This window comes from Pseudomonas sp. K5002 (assembly GCF_013386655.1).
Lineage (GTDB): Bacteria > Pseudomonadota > Gammaproteobacteria > Pseudomonadales > Pseudomonadaceae > Aquipseudomonas.
In genome coordinates this window covers 1-865 of record NZ_JACARK010001512.1, presented here as the reverse complement: position 1 = coordinate 865, position 865 = coordinate 1, and the positions used below count along the sequence as shown (strand labels likewise).

1 protein-coding gene and 1 pseudogene are annotated in these 865 nt (G+C 65.0%); both read left to right on the top strand.

The window, feature by feature from the left end:
- The coding region (sctJ, locus tag HX846_RS37595; RefSeq protein ID WP_178967508.1) for a type III secretion system inner membrane ring lipoprotein SctJ at positions 1-656 on the top strand (656 nt) is incomplete at its 5' end.
- A pseudogene (locus HX846_RS37590) lies at positions 653-865 on the top strand (type III secretion protein); the annotation flags it as partial. The gene sctJ and the pseudogene HX846_RS37590, both read left to right, overlap by 4 nt.

The following is an 865-nucleotide window of genomic DNA, read 5'->3' as shown; positions in this document are numbered from 1 at the left end:
TGCTGCGCGACGGCATCCCGGCGACGCGCAAGGTGCAGGACAACGGCCAGTTGAAAGTGGTGGTCGACGAACAGCGCTTCGCCGAGGCCATGACCCTGCTGGACAACGCCGGCCTGCCGCAGCAGAGCTTTTCCAACATGGGCGAGGTGTTCAAGGGCAATGGCCTGGTGTCGTCGCCGGTGCAGGAGCGGGCGCAGATGATCTATGCCTTGAGCGAAGAACTGTCCCACTCGGTGTCGCAGATCGACGGCATCGTCTCGGCGCGGGTGCACGTGGTGCTGCCGGACAATGACCTGCTCAAGCGGGTGATTTCGCCGTCGTCGGCCTCGGTGCTGGTGCGCTACGACCCGGGCACCGACATCAACACGCTGATTCCGCAGATCAAGACCCTGGTTGCCAACGGCATTTCCGGCCTGAGCTATGACGGTGTGTCGGTGACCGCGATCAAGGCCGCGGTGTCCATCAGCCAGAACCCGGCGCAACCGCGACTCGCGCGTTTCATGGGCCTGTGGCTGTTGGAAGACAACCTCAACCAGGCGCGGTTGCTGTTCGGTGGCTTGCTGCTGCTCGCCCTCGGCGCGGGTGGTGTGTTGGCCCGCCAGCAATGGGCGCGGCGCCAGGCCCAGGCGTTGTATGTGCTCAAGGAGGGTGAATGAGCCTGGTTGAGCGTTGGCAGGGGCTGATCGCCCAGCCGTTGCAGTTTGTGCGCGAGCAAAGCCTTGGCGAGTGTTTTGGCGAAGGCCTGCCGGTCGAGGTGCTGCAAGCCCTGCATGGGCAGCCGCGTTTTCGCTTGCGACTGGAGCAACTGCTGGCCAGCCATTATCAGCTGGCGCCGCTGGCGCATCTGGTCACGCCGCCCGCCGCT